Source organism: Stenotrophomonas sp. BIO128-Bstrain (assembly GCF_030128875.1).
GTDB lineage: Bacteria > Pseudomonadota > Gammaproteobacteria > Xanthomonadales > Xanthomonadaceae > Stenotrophomonas > Stenotrophomonas bentonitica_A.
Genome location: NZ_CP124620.1, coordinates 1550378 through 1568640 on the forward strand (window position 1 = coordinate 1550378; position 18263 = coordinate 1568640).

13 protein-coding genes are annotated in these 18263 nt (G+C 60.8%); 3 read left to right on the forward strand and 10 right to left on the reverse strand.

Translation table 11 applies throughout. The features are described from left to right. Positions 1-14 precede the first annotated feature (14 nt). A complete protein-coding gene (locus tag POS15_RS06915; RefSeq protein WP_284129281.1) occupies positions 15-1097 on the reverse strand; it encodes a site-specific integrase in 1083 nt (360 codons plus the stop codon). 103 nt (positions 1098-1200) lie between these two features. On the opposite strand from POS15_RS06915, the gene POS15_RS06920 reads away from it, so the two are divergent. Next, positions 1201-2121, forward strand: coding sequence for a DNA-binding protein (locus POS15_RS06920; protein WP_088434184.1), 921 nt, complete (start codon positions 1201-1203; stop codon positions 2119-2121). Between the two features lie 1665 nt (positions 2122-3786). Here POS15_RS06920 and POS15_RS06925 read toward each other — a convergent pair. The 6 genes from POS15_RS06925 to POS15_RS06950 form a co-directional block, all read right to left on the reverse strand. Continuing rightward, entirely contained in the window at positions 3787-4752 is a 966-nt protein-coding gene (locus tag POS15_RS06925) for a hypothetical protein (RefSeq protein ID WP_102789240.1), read from the reverse strand. Further along, a complete protein-coding gene (locus POS15_RS06930) occupies positions 4749-6638 on the reverse strand; it encodes a hypothetical protein (RefSeq protein WP_146027616.1) in 1890 nt (629 codons plus the stop codon). The genes POS15_RS06925 and POS15_RS06930 overlap by 4 nt, the downstream gene beginning before the upstream one ends. Further along, entirely contained in the window at positions 6635-7183 is a 549-nt protein-coding gene (locus tag POS15_RS06935) for a hypothetical protein (RefSeq protein WP_146027615.1), read from the reverse strand. Before POS15_RS06935 ends, POS15_RS06930 begins: the two co-directional genes overlap by 4 nt. 779 nt (positions 7184-7962) lie before the next feature. Then, positions 7963-8196: a hypothetical protein gene (locus POS15_RS06940; RefSeq protein ID WP_102789238.1), complete on the reverse strand. Its 234-nt coding sequence runs from the start codon at positions 8194-8196 to the stop codon at positions 7963-7965. An 862-nt stretch (positions 8197-9058) separates the two neighbouring features. Beyond that, positions 9059-9697 (reverse strand): Pycsar system effector family protein, encoded by a 639-nt coding sequence (locus tag POS15_RS06945; RefSeq protein ID WP_146027614.1) that lies wholly within the window; start codon positions 9695-9697, stop codon positions 9059-9061. Between the two features lie 705 nt (positions 9698-10402). Next, positions 10403-11935: an adenylate/guanylate cyclase domain-containing protein gene (locus POS15_RS06950; RefSeq protein WP_102789236.1), complete on the reverse strand. Its 1533-nt coding sequence runs from the start codon at positions 11933-11935 to the stop codon at positions 10403-10405. 136 nt (positions 11936-12071) lie between these two features. Between POS15_RS06950 and POS15_RS06955 the strand changes: the two genes are divergently transcribed. Further along, positions 12072-12992 (forward strand): TIR domain-containing protein, encoded by a 921-nt coding sequence (locus POS15_RS06955; protein WP_102789235.1) that lies wholly within the window; start codon positions 12072-12074, stop codon positions 12990-12992. A 2-nt stretch (positions 12993-12994) separates the two neighbouring features. Then, positions 12995-13573: an adenylate/guanylate cyclase domain-containing protein gene (locus POS15_RS06960; protein ID WP_174704360.1), complete on the forward strand. Its 579-nt coding sequence runs from the start codon at positions 12995-12997 to the stop codon at positions 13571-13573. Here POS15_RS06960 and POS15_RS06965 read toward each other — a convergent pair. Genes POS15_RS06965 through POS15_RS06975 form a run of 3 tightly spaced genes read right to left on the reverse strand, consistent with a single transcriptional unit; the run spans position 13540 to position 18238 of the window. After that, positions 13540-16533, reverse strand: coding sequence for a Tn3 family transposase (locus tag POS15_RS06965; protein ID WP_074058973.1), 2994 nt, complete (start codon positions 16531-16533; stop codon positions 13540-13542). The genes POS15_RS06960 and POS15_RS06965 overlap by 34 nt on opposite strands. A gap of 23 nt (positions 16534-16556) precedes the next feature. After that, positions 16557-17828: a site-specific integrase gene (locus tag POS15_RS06970; protein WP_102789687.1), complete on the reverse strand. Its 1272-nt coding sequence runs from the start codon at positions 17826-17828 to the stop codon at positions 16557-16559. Further along, on the reverse strand, positions 17825-18238 hold the full coding sequence (locus POS15_RS06975) for a helix-turn-helix domain-containing protein (RefSeq protein WP_017160757.1): 414 nt from the start codon (positions 18236-18238) through the stop codon (positions 17825-17827). Before POS15_RS06975 ends, POS15_RS06970 begins: the two co-directional genes overlap by 4 nt. Positions 18239-18263: the final 25 nt, after the last annotated feature.

Consider the following 18263-nt stretch of genomic DNA (forward strand, 5'->3'; position numbering starts at 1 on the left):
GTACCCATGCAATTTTACTCGAGCAACCTGGCTGCTGGATTCTGGTCGCATGCACCCGATTGGAAGTAGCCCAATACACTCGACACCGACCGGTGCTCGGTCAGTTGCATGATCGCCGGCAACGCCACGCCCTGGCGGCTGGCTTCGGTGACGAACCCCGAGCGCAGACTATGCCCGCCGAAATCCCCCTCCAGACCCGCTAGGCGCGCCCGCCGCTGCACGATCTCGCCCACGGCGGCCGGGGACAGGGCAGGGCCCACGCGTTGCTTCCACAGCCGCCGGAAGATCGCCCCCTCGGTGATCCCAGAGGCCTCCAGCCAATCCTGCAGGGCGAGGGCGGCCCGATCCAGCACCGGCTTGTCCGGGGTCGAGGTGGCGGTAGCGCCGGCCTGCTGGGTCTTGCTGTGCTCCAATCGGTAGATATAGCCCGCCTCGCCGATCCGACGCAGGTCGCGCAAGTCAGCGGCGGCGATCTCGCTGCGCCGGCGCCCACCACTGGCGAATCCGAAGCAGAGTAGGGCGCGATCCCGAACTCCCTCCAAGCTGTCGTCACAGGTGGCCAACATGGCCTCCAGCTCGCCCAGGGTGATCGCAGTCTTTTTGCGTGGGCGCTCGCCGCGCTTGACCGCGGCCCGCGCGGCGCGACTGAGCACGGTGCGGATTGCCGGCTGCTCGCAGGGATTGGTGGCTTGTTTGAGCCGGTGTGCGGTGGACAGTACGGCGACCCGGTGCCGCACGGTGGCCAGCGTCCAGGGCCCAAGTTTGGCTTTCAGGCCGGCCGCCACCAAGGCCTGATCGACGGCCGGCGGCAGTTCCCAGGCCAATTCGCCGTAGGCCGAACGGCGCTGTACGTGGTCGACCACAAACTGCAGCACAGTCGCTTCGGGCACCGGCAAGGTCAGCTCGATCCCGTAGCGCGCCGCATGCCAGCCGGCCCAGTAGCGCAGCGCGCTGCTGTAGCTGCGGGTGGTGTTCTCGGCGGCCGCTTCGGCCAGCAGTTCGCGCACCGCCTCGGCGGCTTGTTGGGCCAACTGTTCCGGCAGCACCAGGCTGGCAGTCGTCGCGGCGAGCACGGGGATCGTAGAATTATCTTTCATACTATGTAATATATACTACGACATAGAGCTTATAACCGCGATAATCATCACTTATCGCCAGTACGTTACCAGCAGAGTAGGGCGCCAGTACAGGAGACTTCGCATGGCCCGCGGCATCACCGAATCTGACGTCCACACCGCCGCCGACGAACTGGTGGCCAAGGGTGAGCGCCCAACCGTTGAGCGAATCCGTGCTCACCTGGGGACCGGCTCTCCGAACACGGTCACTCGCTGGCTGGAGACTTGGTGGATTCGACTCGGCACGCGCCTGCAGCCACGACGTCCGGACTTTGAAGACGCCCCGGCGGTGTTGGCGGAACTAGCCGGGCAATGGTGGGAGCTGGCGCTGACGCACGCTAGGGAGGCGGCCCTTCGAGAGTTCGCAGAGACTGAGCGGTCACTGGCTACCCAGCGTGAAGCGCTGGATGCCAGGTCACGGCTCGTGGCTGACGAACTGAGTCAAATGCGCTCAGAGCGCGCCTCGGCTATCGCCGGCGAACGCATAGCTAGTACGCAAGCGGCCGAACTGGAGCGGTTGGTCGATCAGCTACACCTGCAGATCTCAGAGCTAACGGAGCAGCGGGATCTTGGGCTTCGGAGAGCCGATCGAGCTGAGGCAGCAAGACAAAATCTTGATGCCCGGCTTCATGAAACGCTGGAAACGGCAAAATCTGAGCGAGAGGACTGGACCGAGTACGTCAGATCTGTCGAGAATCGAACGCTCGGCGACGTGGATCGATCTCGGCAGGAGGCGAAAGATCTCCAGGCTCAACTCAACAATCAGGCCAAAGCCCAGAGGGCAATCGAGGATCAGCTACGCCAGGAGCTGCATGCAGCCCAATCTGCAGCCATCTCGGCCGGTCAAGCTGCCGATGTTCTCCGGGGCAGGTGCGAGGGACTTGAGAAGCAACTCAGCAGTCTACGAGAACTTCCGGCGCAACTGGAGGCAGCCTTCAAGCGGAACACACCGAAGCAAGCGATCCCAAGGTTGCGCCCACGACGCCAGAGCCCGAAGTCGACATGAGCGTAACCGCCGAAGGGTCCCCGAACAGATGAATCGATCTTCTGCGGCTTTCCGACGCATGCTGGCTGCATCGATTGTCGCTTGCACGCGCGCCACAACCTGATTGTTCGTCGCAGAGATTTGACGGCAAGCTAAGTCACTGATTTCTTGGGTCATAATTCTATCGCAACGCCACAATCTCCATGATCCAACGCAGATCTTTCTGTGCCTAGGATGCCAGTCGCAGACATTCCTTCCACTGGAAGGTCAGATGCCGACAATTCCGCCCTTCGGAGATCCGATGCAGACAATTCTGCATCTCAACGAACTAGTAAGGGGCGGTCCAGGTTTGGCAGGGAAGGATCCTCCATCCACTACACCTGACCGCCGGCTCTGCTTCGCTCCTTGCGGGCGCAGCCCAGCCACGCCAGAGTCAGAAGGCACGAGCTCCTTCTATGTCTGATCAACACCACTGGGCGGATCAGTGCGGCTTCATCATCGGTAGCAGAGCCGTCAAGTCGGCCGAGCAAGTGAAGGGCGGAGCTCGCGAAGCCGCGACCCAGTACCCGTTCGTATGCCCGCGCCAGGGCCTCGATCGCAGGGTTGTCAGACGGGAGGAGAGACATTGCCTGCGCGATCTCTCTTAGGACCGCCTGTGTGGGCCTACCCAATACACGGCCATCCAGGAACAGGTGCTCGCGGACTCTGTAGGCGGGGAGCAATACAACCGAAGCGCGCGAGGATGGCTGCCCCCCACCTTCCGAGGCCTCAGGCAAGCCTAAGCAGGCTCGCTCACGTGCCGAGAAGGTCGACTCGCGGAACTTCGCCGCAACTGAGGCCGTGATACGCGCCATCGGTCTTTCAAGCGCCTGAGGAAGCTCAAGAAAGAAGTCACGACCTGGCCCCATGGACGGGGCAAGGCGCGAGAACGCGGCCTTCTGGGAGCGAGCTTCGACGGATTGCGCATGACGTACGGTAGACGCCCTGATGAGCACGTCCGACGAGGCGTACTTCGGTCGGTACCAAGGGTAAGCCCTGCCGCGAAACAGGACTGCCGCCTCCTCGGCGGACGTCAGATCATCTCCCACCCCGATCAGCGTTCGCCGACCTCGACTCGCCCCGGCCCAGCGAAGGTATCGCTTTATCCAGCTGCCACGAAGGTCCTCGATCCTACCTTCTTCGTCAAGGGTATTCCGGCTCGAAACCGGGTCATGCCCGCATGGGCATAGTAGGGGAGGGGCATCGGAGCGAAAGCCATGCCATAGCGGTCTCGAGCAATGGTCGCACTGAGATGAGAGGGGTTGCGAGTGCCACGGACACCGGTTGACCCAAGGCATCTGGAACAACATCGAGTGATACCCAGTTTTCATGCACTCAGTACACCCCGACAGGTATGGACGCCAGTGCGTCGCAGAACCGCCGAATGCTTGCCAAGCAGTTGGCTGCCACAGTGGCGCGAGGATAGACGCAGCAGGAATTCTTGCCGCAATCGAAGTTCTGGCCTTTGCAGAGAGACAGAGCTGACGACACAAATCCTCGGTGTACCTTGGGCGAATGCCGAACGCACCATGACCATCACTGCAGTAAAGGCTATTGAATCTCAGCGTCTGAACAACGAATCCGAACGGGGAAATGCCGGCACTCCACGCTGGCGGTAGGTGGGCTACAGTTCTGACCTCACTGTCGCTATCCATTGATGCCTCCATCTGCTGTGAAAGTCAGCGCTCCCGATTCGCCATCAAAGGCAGCAAGATCCGAGAAGGCGACCGACATTTCAATGTCACTAGACGTGACCTCCTTGAAGCCAATTTTGCAGATGACCCTGGTCGCCAAGTAGTACGCAATGAGGCGCATAGCCTTGAGAGGCCACTCATCTTGACTGGAGTGCCCGGCTGCGGCGCGACAGCTGCAACCGGCATTCCAGATCTGCTCACTGAAATGCCGTAAACGGAACTCCCCGTCGTAGAGCTCTGGCGCAAGGCTCCTGGGCAAGGTAACGCCGGCTCCGGCGCTAGCCTCTACCTCGTCCTCGAAGCGCTCCAAGAACGTCTCAACGTCCAGGGCCCCTCGAATTCCATGCAGGCGATGGTAGCGGGTCAAGAAGCGCCCACGGACCTGAGGTGTGACCGTGGTTCTATTGATCTCTTCGCGCCGGCTGGAAGTGTGATTGTCCTGAAACAGGAAGATGACAAAGAGCGAAATGCCCTTCTTCTCCAGCGCGTTATCGATTGTAATGAAATGTTGAAAGGCGGCTTGCTCCAGCAAGTTTGCATCATCGGCGATGAAGAATAGCGATCCGCCGCCTGCAGACCTGAGCATCAGATCAACGGTATTAACGATCCTCTCGATCTTTCGGTCAGCAGCCTGGTGGGAGATCACTTGTGAGCCGAGCTGTGAAATGAACCAGTCCAGGAATGCGGACTCTCCAGGACCAAGCACCCGGAGGTTTGCCTGCTTGGCCACGTATTTGCATTCTGTCCATTCAGTGTTTGCGCAGATGAACTGCGCGAGGGTACTTTTTCCGAACCGGGTCAGCGAATGAAACCCGATACCGCGGTAGTCAACCTCAAGTGCGGAGATGATCTTGGTCAGAGCATCTTCCATGCCGCGGGTCGGGATGATGGGCTCTCCTTTGTAGTTGAACGTTGTCATTGCTTCGGCCCCTTCCTGCCCAAGTTGACCCGGCCGGTAATGGGTACGAACAAGTCCTCAGCAGGTGCTCGCTGTTGGCCGGTCTCGGCCAAAGGCAGTGTCGTTTCCTTAGCCACCGGTGAAGCCTCAGATGCCGCATCTAGGTCACGCCGGTGTCGCGTTGCTGCAAGCGCAGCGCCGTGCTCTGAGCTGAAGTTCCTTCTTACATGCTCCCTGTACGCGATGACCGCATCTTCTGCACCACTGATCTCGAAGCCATCCGTTCGGCTTCGGCGTTGGATTAACCGCCTAAGCGCAAGGCTATGCGGTGAGCGACCCCAAGGGCGGAGCGCCCTCAGGACTACGAACAGCTCTCCTGACGCGGTGTATAGATGCAAGAACCTTCCATCGTGGATGTCGACCTCTGCCGCGAATTTCTGGCCTAACAAGTCCCACCTGTTCTTCATTGATGCGGCTCGATACTTCGCGTGCCCAAAGCGCGCATAGGGCTGACGCCTCTTACGTCGATCTCCACGAATGGTTACGGAGAAGTTGTGCTTCGAAAGTGACCGAGCCCGATCCTCGTGATCCTTGGTGGCAAACAGCCATCCGCCAGACGCTGCAAAAGACTGAAGCGCCTCGACTGGCGTGCGGTTCTGGAGCGTGTTGATCGGCGATATGTTAGAAGCCGCGATCGTGACATCCATGAGATCTTCGAGTGCCGTGGGCTGCATTGGGAAGTTCTCGAATTTGTAGCCATTCGTTTTGGTCGCATCGGACAGCTCGCCCGCCGGCCGGAACCCGCCTGGCAGCTTTCGGACCACCGCTTCTTCCATCCGCTTGTTCCACGCTTCGAGGTGACCACGCGTTTCAGGAACATGGCTATGCCCAAGATGAATGACACCCATCAGCTCCGACGCCATTCGCAACCTATTGACCTTCAATTTGTGAGCCATCGCATTGTCGACACTCGTAATTGCTCCCGTTGCCACAAATCCAATGACGGACAAGGATCCGATGCACGCCCCTGGCTCATAGTTCATTGAGGGCACAACGAGGTCACGAACGGACCTTTCTCGCAAGCTTTCTGCGCATGCCGCGTTGAATTCGGTTCCGTTGTAGTTGGTGGAGAAGGAGAGCCACCAGCTAGAGCAGAGCCGCATCAGCGCGAAGTAGCCGACTATCAACCACGTCTTCGTGATCGTTTGGAAGAACGGGTTCCCATCCGCGTCCTCGCCTTCAACATTGAAATTCGTGTCCAAAGAGTGTCCATCGAACTGCACCCAGTCACCCATCTGTAGCGCAAACACTTCGTTCAGCTGGCTGGCTAGGGTTGCGTCCTCTATCTCGAAGCCATCATCTACAAACGGAGAGCCTTGACGCAGTCTTTTTAGGTACTGCAGGACGCTTCTCCTCGCACATGATTTGTCGTTAGCTGGATAGCGATCTGCCGGAACCGACTTCTGCACAGTCTTCTTCAGTAGTTTGAAGAATCGATCAAACTTGGGGCTGCGCTCATTTCTCGAAGGCAGTGGGCCGGCGTAGCCTATGAGCATTTCTTCGAATTCCGGGAGCTTTCTCAGGAACGAATTGAATGCTCCCGGTCCCGCAGCGGCTGGAAATTCTGCGGCAAGGCGTTGGCTGGTATTTCTTACTCTGTATGGCAGGCAGGCGCGCCAACCCCACGGCCGCCCATCTGGGGACGTCTGCTGTGTGTTTCGCAGCGTCAATGCAAGCGTCTTGGCGTTCAGCCCGTGACGCTTCGCGACCGCAGCGATCGAGGAGCCTGCGACGACGGCATGAACTGCGTCAACGCGAGCCTGGTAGGACTTGAGTTGGTTTGAGGTCAGCCCTTGAGGACTAAGCAGATCCCAGGACAGTAGCTCCTCGCGACTCACCCCGCTCATGGGTTTGCTCCCAGCGTAACTGACGACGAGGTCCGAAGCCTCTCATTGAAGTTGATCGCCAGGTCCCCGCGATGTACCAGAAGACAGGTCGCACTGCGAATATCCCGCCAATCGAACGTCGGGCGCAGGCTCGTTTCGATTGCATGGAAAGAGCTGACGGGGTGCCTTCTCATGTGGGTCATCACTGCGTCAATGAAGACACTGATTCCTCGCGACCGTCTAGCTGCCTGCACATAAGGAAGCAGCTCAAGTCGCGTGGCATTGGCCACCCGTGCTGCAAGAATGGACTGCAACTTCCGGATTGCAAGGTCCAAACCCGCACGCTGTGAAGCTTCCATCAGTTCGGCGCAAAACTGCTGTTCGGCGCGGAGCGCCGGAACAGTGGCGGCGGCCTGTCTGCGGAATACGATGAAGCTTTCGGTGCCACACTTCCTGGAGATCCAGAAGCAGAGCTCAACATCTCGGCCACGCACCAGTAATGTTCTAGGGCGCTCAACGTAGGTTGCCACGCTTGGATCAAACTCCAGATCCAGCGCCAAGGCCAAGCGGCATGGTTCCACGACAGCAACCAGGCGTTGGTTATTCCTTGGTGACTGGTAGTAGTAGGCGTCCAGTCTGGTGGATTCAGAGGGCGTGAGTGGGCGAGCGGTGTACGCCTCCTTGCTAGACGCGGGCGGGGTGTCTGATGAGGTGACTGAAGGGTGGGGAAGACTAGCCATGACGCCTCTCCCATTGAATCCCTAGCCGGTGGCCGGCAGGGGAGGCGGTGACCGGAGGAGCGGCAAGGGCATGGCACCGAAACTGAAAGAAGCGAGCCGCGTACCCAGCTAGCCAGTCATGGTGACTGTTCGCGGCAGTCATCACGGGGTAGTGGCGGGTGATGCCGCGCAGAGTGGCGACTAGCCGGCTTCGGCGTACAGGCCAAGCGGCATAAGAAGTTTCGGTGGGGCGCAGGTTGGGGTGATTGACCCGAGCAGTGTCGAACATTACCGGGCAGGCAGCTCCTGAAAGCATGGTTTTCTCCGGATTAGGTGCACGGTGGCACCACACCGCGAGGGACGGGGCGGGCCAGGGCGCAACCTTCACTCGGGTCGGCATATGCCGGCCCATGTAAAGGCAACACCTGTCTGGCCGACCATCACTGGCGGCTTGACTTCGCGGAAGAAATGAAGGAGCCTAAACCTGTTGGTGTTTAGTACTTCCTACCTCTCGCTCTTTCGAGAGGCTAATGCCCTCGTTGACGCGGGGGCATTGTCATTTCCAGGGGTCAGAGAGGGCGGTTTCAGCTCATGCTCAGGGCTTCCTGGTGGGTTGGGAAATGCGGCTAGCCGCCGGACGATGCCTTCGCAGAATCCACGAAGGCGGCAACATCGACAGTGTCGGCAAACCAGCCGCGGCGCTTGGGCAGCAGGAACATTTGGAAGGGCAGCGACCCGCGTGCGCGCGCCTTGGCCAACGACGCAGTGCTCTTGTAGCCAAGGATCCTTGCGGTCTGGGCCGCAGACAGAACAGCGCCGAAGGTGCGCAGGTACTTCGTTTCGAGCGAGTCTTCGGACATCTGCCGTACTCAGTCGTGGTCTGGCCGCGCAAGGTCGCGCACTGACAACAACTCTACTCGTGCGCGCAACCCCCTGCAATATGGCTAACATATTGATTGCAATGCACTTAATTGCGGGCAATTAGGCGTGGAAGCACTTTCAAATCGCATGGTTGGGAATGCGAAATTGCGCCGGTTGGGCTTTCAAAGCTTGAAAGCTTGCGGTTGAGTTCCTCGTGTCATTAGCGACCGCTTGTGAGGAGCTAGGAGACACCCCGGTAGCGTTCGACTCCTGCAACGTTCCGAAAAGCGATCTCCCTTGAGGAGCGCCCCCCCCATGGATAGGGCATCCAGAGCCGGTGCTTAGCCGGAAGATCAAATCAGAAAGCATGATGCACTGGGAATCGCGGAGTAGAGGGCGGCGTAGAAGACGCAGTCGAGCAGAAGACTCGGACGCCGGGTTGTGAGGTGCTTTGGGCCGGAAGTTGTCCTCCGCCAAACGCGGGAGGAGGCATCCAGCTTCATGATTAGGATTCGTTATCGGGGGTAGGGTAGATGCCCACTTCTGGCCGAAGTCGGACATCTGCGAGATGGATTGCCGCCGCTGGGACGTATGCCGGCGAGGGCGACATCACGCACGCCGCTTCCCTCGATCCGGTGAGGCAGTCGTTCCATGGACGTACTGTCGAGCTGGTGGCTCGATGGGGTGCAATGGCGATGGATGAGGACTGTATGAGGGAAAGACCCTGGCGACCGTCGGCCCTCTTGTTTCCCGAAAGCCAAATGCAATGGCTGCCAAGGGGTGACGCCCCCACCTGATTCGAGGGGGATTCATTCAATCAAGGTGCCATGGTGCCGACTTTACCGGATCGATAGCGTGCTGCTACTTTACAGGCGGTGGCAGCAGGGTAATGAGCGCCATCCAAGGTGCAATGGTCAGGGCGGTAGCGAGGTAAGACCTCTTCAAGCACTTGAACTTAGCGACCAGGATCTTGGAATTCCTCCAGCATTGGCCCAACACGTCGCGCTCAAACCCATCCAGCGTTCTGGTTTCACACGCGCGCAGGAACTCAGACTCGGTCATTTTTTCGATTCGACTAAAGAAGATCAGCGAATTGGATCCGCCGCGAAGATCGGGAAAATAGCCCAACCACAGGTTCCAGAAGCTCAAAGTGAGGGGCGTCAGGAACAGCACGCCAACGACTGAAACAAGCAGGGTGAGATCTTCTGGCTTGGGGATTCGGGTGGAGAGCATCGCCAGCATGCCCAGGTTGATGCCCAGACCCACCGATAGCTTCGTGTCCACTCGCGAGAAGAAGCCAAGAACGAGTTGAAGCTGCTGCCATGCAGCGTTAACGCGGTCGCTTTGATTTGGCTGGCGGTCGCCAGTATCTCGAACTTCTTGCATGTTGAGGGTTCTCTTTCTTCGTGCATCCGACTTGCTTGCGCCGGATGGCGTTGCGAAGACCGCATGTCTCCAAGGTCCCGCAGCAAGCCATTCCCGCTGCAGCGCATTGATCAAGGAAGGCCCTGTCGGCTAGCGCGCAGCGGTGCCGCTCCAGGACATAGGTCGCCAGAGCTTCGGCGTGGTCCGCGCATTCCGCTGTCGTGCGCTTCGGTCGGCAACCGCAGGGGCAGGCCAGCTTTCCGGAAATCAGGGAATTGCTGCGAAGTGAAACGCGCGCAATCAGTTGATCGCCACGCCACAGCTCCAGTCGACGCTTTCCCGGCCGCACATCTTGCCGGACTTCGAACAGACCGGCTTGCGCCGCCGCCTTGAATTCTGGGCCCAGGCATTCGGCCGCCTGCTCCGCGATAGCTTGATGCTTGGCCGCGTCGCCATGGGCGCGGCCGTTTTCTGCACCTGGGAAGACCCTGCGTACATTCGCGCTGATTTGATGGGCCAAGAATCGATACACCGTCGACCACCACTGTCTGGCTGCCGCTTCGTCGATAATGTGCCCCGGCTTACCGTCACCCCATCCCAGGCAGAAGCTTTGGTTGGGGTTGATGTGTCTGTCAGGGCAGAATTGCGGAAGTTGGTGGTGTCCTGGGGCTTCCTTAGCAGACACGTGCTCCCCGGCGATGGAGATCGCCAGGGTGAAAACATGCACAGCCCCGCCTGGACGAGTGACCGAGATCTCAGCCCTCCCTCCGCCTGCGGCGCGATGCAGCGTGGCACCGTAGTCCGATGCCACGCCTTGCAGCAATTCGAAGGCCAACGCCATCAGTGGATATCTGAGTGCGGGCGGATCGGCTGTTCAAGGCCGGGAACCACCGCGGGGGCCGCCTCTGCGTAATGGGCCGCCAACACCGCCTTGGCCACTGGGTCACCCGACGCGGCCAGTTCTTCCACCGCTGCCGCGTAATCGAGGTTGGCCACCTTTCGGTCAGATGCGAACACTCGACGAACTGCGTCGGTACCGGCGTTGTAGGCCTTCTCACCGATCGCGGTCTGCACGCCATCGCACTGCCGCTGTTCGGCCTCCGAGGCCAGCACCGCCCTGCCGGTTGCGCAGCGCACCAAACTGCCCTTCATTCCCAGCCGGGACAGTGCCAGCGGCCCAAGCTCAAAGCCGATGGCCAGACCCAGCTCCTCGGTGATCGAACCCTCGGAGTTCAAGTAGTCAATGGCCACGGCGAAGCTGCTGCGAAGTGCGCCTGCGCACTGTACAGCTGTACTCACCGTCGCTTCGGTGTCGGTCTCCTTTGAGGTACCTTCCAGCAGCACGCCTTGCAGGCAATCGCCGATAAAGCGAATGCGCCGCCCGGCAAAGTCCAAGTGCACTACCGCATCCAGCTCTGACCGCAGCACGTGGAGAGCGCGTACCAGATGCTGCGGATCCTCATCCAGATGCTTATCTACGAAGTTGGTGAAGCCGTCGATGTCTGCATACAGCGACACACCCTCGAAGCGCTTGGACTTGGCAGCGCTAAGCAGGCTGAAGTCCAGATCGGAAATCGGCGGGGTAGGGCGGCTGAATTCGAATTCGCCAATGGGCAGGTCCTCCTGCTCCTCCTTCCAGAGCTCTATGATCCGCGTCTTGGAAACGCCCAAGCCTGCCGCCTCAACGCAGGCCGCCACCTGATCCTGGGTCAGCGGCGTGGTGCGGTCTTTGTCGCCGCTCAGCGCCGGCAGCTCGAGCAGCGCCCGTGCACCATGGGTGAGGTAAATGCCCTCCGCCACGCCATGGCCGGCGCACTTGGCGGCCTGATTTGCCGGGGAGCCCAGGAAGAGCGGCTCGCGGCTGGCGCGGCGACCGTTGTTGACGGCCAGTGCCAGCCCGCTGTCGATACCCACACGGACCTGTGCATTAGGGATGTGCTCATCCGTATCGCCCGTTTCGGCCAGAACGTCGATGGTCAGCTGGGCAATGGCCACCGCGCGCTCGATCCGTGCGCGCTCATCGGCATCGCCATAGGGCTTGGTGACCACCGCATGCAACCGTTGGTTGTGGAAATCCACGCGGACCGTCTCACTCTCGACCAGGAGGCGGTGGACGGCGCGGTAATGCTGATTCAGGAAGCGGAGAGCGCGCTTGTGGCACGTTTCCCCTTCAACATTGGTGCAGTTGAGCATGTCCTGCAGATTGACGATGTCGATGTAGACATGCGCGCCGTTAACCCGATAGGCGCGGTTGACCGCGATATTGTCCAACGAGGTCTCGCGCGTGTAGTCACGAATATCGACCTTACGGACTTCCTCGTAACGCGTGGTAAGGCGCTTCTTGGTGCGGTCTTCCTTCCAGCTATGTCCCATCGTCCTGCTCCCTGCGGCCAAATGGAGACCGAGCCGGAGCGGGTCGCGTCGCTCTCGGGCCGGGCACCAACCGGTTTTCGGCTGGTTCATTTGTCGTATATTGGGAGCCAGTTCACACTTTCAAGGGAGGGAAGGTATGGGGGCGAGCATTATCGAGCGACTTTCTGCCGACGGCGGCAGGCGACTGGTGGCGGCCTTGGCCGAGTTCCGCACCCTGGCGGGGCTGGAGGCTGCTGCCACGCAGCTGGCTGAGGCCGGGGAACTGCTGGAAGTCGCGGCTGGCGCGTCCTTCATCACGCAAGAAGATGCCGAAACCGACGTGTTTTTCATCGTTGCCGGTGCGGTGGACGTGATCGTCAATGGCAAGGTGGTCAATACCCGCCGAGTCGGGGAACACGTGGGGGAGATGGCAGCCATCGAGCCGACCCAGTTGCGTGCGGCCACCATTACCGCCACCGAGCCCACAGTGGTGTTGAAGGTGCCTGAAAGCGATTTCAGTCGCGCTGCCGATGCACACCCATTGATCTGGCGGCGCTTGGCAGCTGCTCTGTCGCGCCGGCTGAAGGAGCGTAACCGAATGATTACGGCCCCCCGCGAACGGGTCCGGGTCTTCGTGATGTCCTCGGTGGAGGCGCTGCCGGTCACCCGCCTGCTGGTGCAGCATTTCGAGCACGATCCCTTCCTGACGGTGGTCTGGGACCACGGCGTTTTCCGCGCGGCCAACTACACCCTTGATGAGCTGGAGGCCCAGCTGGAGCAGGCGGACTTTGCAATTGCCGTGGCGCATGCCGACGACATGGTGATCAGCCGCGGTGACGAGTGGCCGGTCATGCGCGACAACGTCGTCTTTGAGCTGGGCATGTTCATTGGGTTTCTGGGACGTCGGCGCGCCTTCCTGATGGAGCCGCGCGAAGACAAGCTGAAGCTGCCGAGCGATCTGGCGGGGCTGACTACCGTTCCTTACCGATACAAACCTGGTGCCGATGCCCGTGCCTTGCTGGCACCGGCGTGCGAGCAGATCCGCGCCCGGATTCTCGCCGCTGGACCGAGAGACTGACCATGACAGTGCTGGAAGAGATGACGGCAGCAGTGGAAGCGATCACGCAAAACCAATGGTCAACCCGACAGGGCCAGGTCGTGCCCGATCCTGAGGATCTGCGGCTCGGCAACGACGCAGTCGAGTTTGATCGCGCCACGGTCCTGTACGCAGACCTTAAAGGCTCCACCAAGATGGTCGATGCCGAGCATTGGTGGCTGAGCGCGGAGATCTACAAAGCGTTCCTGCATTGCGCCGCCACCATCATCAAGAAGGAGGGCGGCAAGATTACCTCCTACGACGGTGACCGCGTCATGGGTATCTGGGTCGGTAACCGGCAAGCCACGCCAGCGGCCAAGGCAGGGTTGAAAATAAACTACGCGGTCAAGAATATCGTCGTGCCGGCACTGCGGCGCCAGTATCCGCACTGGGCCGGCACCGTGAAGCAGGTGGTCGGAATCGACAGTAGTAGAGGGTCGGCAGGGAATCGTTACGTACAGGGCCAAAAACCGCCTAAGCGATTGAAACAAAATCATAATTTCCTTGTCCCGATAGCGGATCTCCCCGTCTATGGGGCCTGTTCAAGGACTTTCGCTGTATAGCTCAGCGGCGCCACTTCCCTATCAAGGTCGAGATGGTAGTCGCCGAAGCGATTGATGTGGCTGGTCCGATACGGCGACAGGCCGGCCAGGATCTCGGGCGTCAGTTCAATCCCCTCCTTCCGCATCTCAGCCAAGGTGCGGCTCATGCCCTCCACGTTGTGGAGGATGATCATGTTGGCGACCAGCTGGCTGTACTTGATGATCTTGCGCTGCTCGTGTTGGACGTTCTCAGCAATGATCCCCTGGCTGCCAAAGAAGACCCACTTCACGAAGCCGTTGTACTCCTCGCTCTTGTTGGTCGCAGCATGGATCGTTTTGCAGATCTCGTTGTCATCAATGTAGCGCAGCAAGAACAGCGTTCTGACGGCCTTGCCAAGTTCCCGGAAGGCGAAGTACAGCTTGTTCTTCCGACTATAGGTGCCCAGCCGGCGCAGGATCGAGGACGCGGTGATCTTGCCCAATCGGATCGAGATCACCACCCGCAGCATGTCGTGGAGATGGGTGGCGATCAGTTGCCAGTCGATGCTGTCTCCGAACAATGCCTGGATGTTCTTATAGGCCCTGCCAGGTTCGGGCCGGAAGAAATTCAGATCCTTGATGTTTCGTATCCTGGGCATCAGCTGGATGCCCAGCATGTGGGCCAGACCGAAGACCGGGTAGCTTTGGGCCTGCGTGTCGCCATGGACGATCTCAGGCTGGATGTCGGACGTGTTGGCCAGCAGGCCGTCGAGGATGTAGATGCCCTCGTGCACGCCACAGGGAATGAAGTGACTGAACAACGCCACGTATTTGTCGGATACGTGGTAGTAGCCGATGCCACCGTAACCGCCGTAACGGATGTGGTACTCCGACAACAGGTTGTCCTCGTAGACGCTCCATTTGGTGCCATCTGCTGAGGCGCTCTTCCCGCTGCCCCAATAGCCCGGCAAGTCGAATTTGTTGTAGGTATTGATGACCTCCACGATGGCCTTCTCAAGCACATCCTCGGTCACGTATTTGAGGTTGAGCCAAGCGACCTGGCGCCGACTGAAACCCTTGATCGACCGCGCCGTCTGCGTCGGCCCCAGGTTGCAGCCATAGCAAAATAGCGTGGTGATCACACGTCGGGGCAGATCTTCGACTTGGCTCTCGGTACCGGCGATCGGGCGGAAGAAACGGTGCAGATCCAGCCATTGGCTGGCATCGATCAGGACATCTACGATGCTGGACTCTGGGAGCCGTTCGGCGATGAGGCGATCCACGGCGGTAATCGCGCTGGAGACTTCGGCCCGTTGCCCCTTCCGCAGCACCAGGCGCCCATCTAGGATGTCCGCATGCGCGTTTTCCGGGAAACGCGCGTCAACCTCATCGGCCAAGGCGGTCAATTGTGCACGCAACCCCGCCACGAAAGACTCGGCGTCGGTGGGCAGGCCTGACACCTGACCATAGGCTTCCAGTTCCTGGGCCAAGGTGGCTTCATCGACCAGCTGCTCGCGGTAGTCGTCAAACCGTTCGCTGCTGGGAATGAAGAGATCTCCGGATTTCAGCTCGTCTTTGACCTGCACCAGCACGGCCACCTCAAAATACTTCCGGTGCATCCAGCCGGCGCCGGCCGCGCTGGCCCGCTTGCCGAACACGTGCTGACGCCAGAGCTTGGACATCCAGTCGAAGTCCTTTTCCGGGTCCAAACCGAGGGAAGCGACCTCGATCAGCTCACGGCGCTGGTTGCGCAGCGAGAGCACGGCTGCGATCAACGGCTCCATGCCGGCATCGTGGCTGGTCGCCCGCAAGTTCATCAGCTCAAGCCCATTGAACAGCAGCGGCCTGACCGCGCCATAGGGCTGCAGCATGAAAGGCAGGTAATTCTTCCCGGCGTAGGCCATATGTTCTTCGCATTCGGCCAGCAAGGTCGACACTTCCGCTTCCAGGCTGTTGTCGATGGCATCCACGCGCTGACTATCGCTGCCGTCGAGCTGATAGGCCTGCAGGATCTCCTTGAGCTGGCCGATGAGGAAGTCGGCCCGCTTGGCATGTTCGAGCTGGTAAGCCAGCAGCTTCTGCTGGGCCGTGTTCTCCAGCCCGCGCACCTGCTTGATGAACAACTCGGCTGCATCATCCAGCGTCTTGGCGTGCTGGGAGCGAATGAAGATGGTGGCCAGCGCATAGCGCTTGTCCTCAGCCAATTCGGCCAGTTCGCTGGCGTCATAGGCCCGAGCCATTGCACGGAATTGCTTGAGCTTGGGCACCGGCACATCGATGGGAGGCAGTTGGTCAGCCAACTGCTGCAGCATGCGGATGTGCTGCAGATAAAAACGAACTTCCTTGTTGGTCGGCCGGCCAGGCTCGCGCTTGAGCGATTGCCAGCCAGTAAATCTGGAGCCTTCCGGTGCGCGCAGCAATTCGTCAATGAGCGTGCGTGTGGCAGGCGTCAGTGCGTGGCTGATGCTGCGGTAGTACCCCAAATTGACCCGCTCGCGTGCGCCAATGGCGGCCAGCTCCAAGGTGCGGAAGCCTGGCAGTTCGTAGCGGTGGTGCACCAGCTCTTCGAGCAGGACGTTCACGATGTCCGGGATAGTGTGCTTGGTCTGGGCTGCTCCGGTGGCCACTGTGTCCAGCCAAGACAACCCAGCTTTGTCCAAGGGACGCACCCCAATGAACTGCCGCAGCTGCGGCATATGCCGGCGCTGGCTGCCGGAGGCGTCATAGCGTTCGAGCTGGTCGGTGTCCAATACGCGCCCGAGTCGGGCGGCCTTGGCGATGTGCTTCCGGATCCGCTCGGGCACTTCGGCCAACACTGTGAGGTAACCCAAGCGCTGGAAGAGCTTGAGATGGATCAGTACCGCCAGTTGCGGACCCGGCTGGGTGGTCAGCTGCTTGGCGAATGCAATCTCAGCGGCGGTGGGGGTAGAGATCTCCTCCAGTTCCTTGGCGGTGGGATCAGGCTTCAGTCGCGGGTAGGCGGTCTCGTGAAGGGTAGCCATTGGATCCGGAGGTTATGAGGGGATCAATCCCAGTGCCGGCCGTCGTCTGTATTGAGAGACGCTTCCAGGAAACACTGGTGCGTATCGGCCATGCGGTGCATGTCATCGAGCAACGTGGCCAGGATTTCATCCAGATCCCGATCGGGATCGGTGGGAACAGTTAACCGGTACTCGCTGCTGGCGGTGTTCAGACGCACTGCCTGGAACGGAGCCAAGCAGATCTCTTCAATCCGGCCCCGGGCCTTGGCCGCGCCGCGGCCCGCGCGGGCAAACGGGGTCAGCACCATGCGCAGACGGAGCTGCAGCGCAGATTTGCCCTCGGGTGCCGGCAGTGCCATCGCCGGTACCGGCGCGGTTGGACTGGGTAGGCTCGCTTCAATGCGGTCCCGGGCAAACGGGTCACGCCCATCCAGGTAGCGCATGGCCGACTGCACATCGCGCCAGCCCACGTACTCCATCAACGCCTTCATGTCCCAGCCTTGGTCGTTGGCCCAACTGGCAAAGCCGCGGCGCAACGAATGGCTGCTGTGGAGCCCCGCATCGGCAAAGCCGGCACTGGTCAGCAACTCGCGTAGCAGGCGCACCAAGCTATTGGGATGGAGGCCTTCGGCGCTCACCTGGCCCCATTGGTTGACCGCCCGAAATACCGGTCCTTCCTGCAGGTCGGCCGCCTGCAGCCACACCTGGGTCGCCTCCACCGGGCACAGCCGCGACAACGCCGGCACCTTGTAGGTAACGCCGGCCGCTCGGCGATCGCCCTTGCTGCGCGGCAGGAAACAGGTCATCCCCTGTCCCGGCACCAGCGTGAGATGGGCCACGTCCAGACGCAGCAGTTCATCGCCGCGAAAGCCACGCCAGAATCCGAGCAGCACCAGCGCTCGGTCCCGTTGGTGGCGCAGCGCTGCCGCTCCGTCGCCCCGCGCGCGTGCCGCCGCGATCGCAGCGGCCAGCCAGTCGTCGAGCTCGACCAGCCGCCGAATCTGAAGCGGCGCGGCTTGCTTGACCTGCCCGGGGTGCAGGGTCTGGATGCCTTTGAGCACCTTGCGCACCAGCGGCGACCGGGTGGGATCGACAAATCCGTGGTCGCGGTGCCAAGAGGCGATGGCCGCCAGGCGTTGGCGAAGGGTGCTGGTGGCCAGGGTCTGCGCATACGCGGCCAGGTATCGGGCCACGCTGTCAGGTGTCGCTGGGAGGTGGCCTTGCCACTCGACTTCAAAGTGCCGCAGCGCCGACGCATAGCTGCGCACCGTGTTCTGGCGCGTGGCCGCATCGAGGTAGCGGTCCAGTTCGGTCACTGGCGCGTGGCCTCCACAGCGACCGGCTGCCGCAGGGTCGACAGGATGGTGCATTCCGCCCGCTGCCCACCGTGGCAACTGGCAATCACCCGTTCCAACTCGCTGGCCATGCGCTGCAGGTCGGCCATGCGCGCCCGCACGTCGGTCAGATGGCTGCGTGCCAGCCGATCCACGTCCCCGCACGAAAGCTCCTCATCGCCGGCCAGCTGCAGCAGGCTGCGGACCTCCTCTAGGCTGAAGCCTAGGTCCCGGCCGCGCGCAATGAAGCGCAGCCGCTCGATGTCGGCCGGGCCATAGACCCGGTAGCCATTGCCCGAGCGCCCCGGGCGCGGCAGCAGGCCGATCCGCTCGTAATAGCGGATCGTCTCCAGGTGGCATCCACTGGCGTCGGCAGCCTCACTGATTTTCATTCGTAGTACGCTTGACTCCGTAGTA